The sequence below is a fragment of the uncultured Cetobacterium sp. genome (genome assembly GCF_947039425.1).
Lineage (GTDB): Bacteria > Fusobacteriota > Fusobacteriia > Fusobacteriales > Fusobacteriaceae > Cetobacterium_A.
Genome location: NZ_CAMQYW010000239.1, coordinates 1 through 3069, shown reverse-complemented (window position 1 = coordinate 3069; position 3069 = coordinate 1). Strand labels below are relative to the sequence as shown.

Annotated in this window: 1 protein-coding gene; it reads left to right on the top strand. The window is 26.2% G+C overall.

All coding sequences use genetic code 11. The annotated features are described in order from the left end of the window. Nucleotides 1–97 precede the first annotated feature (97 nt). Complete coding sequence (locus Q0V09_RS09805) at nucleotides 98–3040, top strand: Tn3 family transposase (protein ID WP_297407428.1); 2943 nt, start codon at nucleotides 98–100, stop codon at nucleotides 3038–3040. Nucleotides 3041–3069: the final 29 nt, after the last annotated feature.

Below are 3069 nucleotides of genomic sequence, written 5' to 3'. Positions count from 1 at the left end.
AGACACTGAGTTATGTTGATTTATCTAGCTTTTAATATTATATCAATAGAGCCTAGTTCATTGATATAATAATTTATAATAACATTTGGGGGGAGCTATGAAATTACGTGGAAAAGAACTTTTTTCAACAGAACAAAGAGAAGAATTTATGAAAATTCCTGAGGATGATTATTCTTTAGCTAAATATTACACTTTTACTAAAAATGATTTAGAAATAATAAAAAAACATAGAGGTAAAGAAAATAGAATTGGTTTTGCAATACAATTAGCCTTTTTAAGGCATCCTGGATGGACATATACTCATATCAAAAATATTCCAACACCTTTTATTAAATATATTTCAAAGCAAGTTGGAGTAGCTGTTTCTCATGGGAATAAATATCCACAAAGAGAAAATACTTTATGGGAACATTTAAAAGAGCTTAAGGATAAATACGGTTATATTTCTTTTGAAAATAAAGAATCTATAGAACTATTCAAATATTTATATGATTTAAGTTTGGAAAATAATGAAACTATATTTTTGTTCCAAAGTGCTATAAATTTTCTTAAACTCAATAAAATAATTTATCCTGGTATTACTACAATTGAAAAAATCATTTGGAAAGCTAAATTTAGATCTGAACAAATGATTTTAGATTCAATAACTATCTCTTTATCTAATGAGCAAAAGCAAAAGTTAGATTCATTATTAGTTATTGATAAAAGTAAAACAATTCTAGCTTGGTTAAAATTACCTATTGGATTTCCATCACCAGATACTTTTTTAAAATTAGCTGAAAAAATTGAATTCTTAAAAGAGTTCAATTTAAATTTTTCATTGTTAAAAGAATTTAATACTAATAGACTTCTTCAGTTATACAGAATAGCTTCAAGATATGAACCTCAAGCTTTTAGAGAGTTTAAAGAGAATAAAAGATATGCACTTTTAACTATTTTTTTATTAAATTTATCTAAAGATTTAATAGATAAAGCTTTTGAAATTCATGATAGACAAATGCTTAATTTATTCTCTAAAGGACGAAAAGCTCAAGAGGAACTTCAAAAGAGTAATGGGAAAAAATTAAATGAGAAAATTATTCATTTTACAAATATAGGAAAAGCTCTAATTAATGCAAAAGAAAAGGGATTAGATCCTTTTAAATCTATAGAAGCTTGTATGGAATGGGACAGTTTTATCAGCTCTGTAAATGAAGCTGATAATCTAATTAGACCAGCAGATTATGACTATCTTGATTTATTAGAAAAAAAATTCTATTTTCTTAGAAGATATACTCCTAAATTTTTAGATATATTAGATTTTAAATCAACTGAAGCTAAGGAATCATTAATTCAAGGAATTAAGCTTTTAAAGGAAATTAACAAAACAGGAAAAAGAAAAGTTCCATCTGATGCTCCAACTAACTTTATTTCAAAACGATGGGAAAAGTATGTTTTTGAAAATGATAAAAATATAAATAGACACTATTATGAAATGGCAATATTATCAGAATTAAGAGAACATATACGGTCTGGAGATATATCAATACTTGGTAGCAGACAACATATGGATTTTGAAGATTATCTTTTATCAAAATCTGAATGGTCTCAGAAGAAATACAATATAAAAATAGATATTAGCTTGTCATATGATGAATTTTTAAAAGAGAGAAATTTAGCATTAAACGAAAGATTAAAATGGATATCTAAAAATATAGATAACCTTGAGGATATCTCAATACATAATGGAAAAATATCTATTGCTCGTTTAGAAAGAGAGATTCCTGAAGAAGCTAAAATATTAAGTTCAAAACTTTATAAACTTATTCCTAAAATAAAGCTCACAGATTTAATCATAGATATTGCTAATCTTACAAATTTCCATGAAGAATTTATTCATGCTTCGACAAATAAAAAACCAGATAAAGATGATTTTATTACTCTTATTGCTTCTTTAATTGCTATGGGGACCAATATAGGTTTAACTAAAATGGCTGATGCTGTTTCTAATATTTCATATAAACAAATGGCACATATTTCCCAATGGCGTTTACATGAAGATGCTTTAAATAGAGCTCAAACTAAATTAGTAAATTATCAAAACAAATTAGAATTGTCAAAACATTGGGGAGATGGAACAACATCTTCTTCAGATGGAATGAGAATGAAGTTAGTAGTTAATACTCTTTATGCAGATTCTAATCCTCATTATGGATCTGGGAAAGGGACAACAATATATAGATTCACAAGTGATAATTTTTCTTCTTATTACACTAAAATTATAAATACAAATTCAAGAGATGCTACTCATGTTTTAGATGGCCTTTTAAATCATGAAACAGATTTAAATATATTAGAACATTATACTGATACTGCTGGATATACAGACCAAGTTTTTGGATTAACTCATATTCTGGGTTTTCATTTTGCTCCTAGAATTAGAGATTTATCTGATGCTAAACTTTTTTCTCTAAAAGAAACTATAACTTTTAAAAATATTGATGTATTGCACGGAAAAATTAATGAAAAAATAATTAAAGAAAACTATGATGATGTTTTAAGAGTAGCAACTTCTATAAAAGATGGAAAAGTTACTTCTTCTATGATTTTAGGAAAACTAGGATCTTATTCAAGACAAAATGGAATAGCTACAGCCTTAAGAGAAATGGGAAGAATTGAAAAAACAATTTTTATTTTAGATTATATCTCAAATAAAGATTTAAGACGAAAAATTCATAGAGGATTGAATAAAGGTGAAGCTATGAATAGTTTAGCAAGAGCTCTATTTTTTGGAAAACAAGGGGAACTTAGAGAAAAAACCTTACAAAATCAACTTCAAAGAGCGAGTACACTTAATATTTTAATCAATATAATAAGTATTTGGAATACTATTTATCTAGAAAAAGCTTTAAATTATTTAAAACAAACACAAAAAATTGATGAAACATTATTAAAACACATATCTCCTCTTGCGTGGGAACATATAAACTTTTTAGGAGAATATATGTTTGATACAGAATATATTGCTCAACTTGATTTTTTAAGAGAGCTAAATCTTTAGATAACCACTGAAAATAAAGGGGTCAAAGG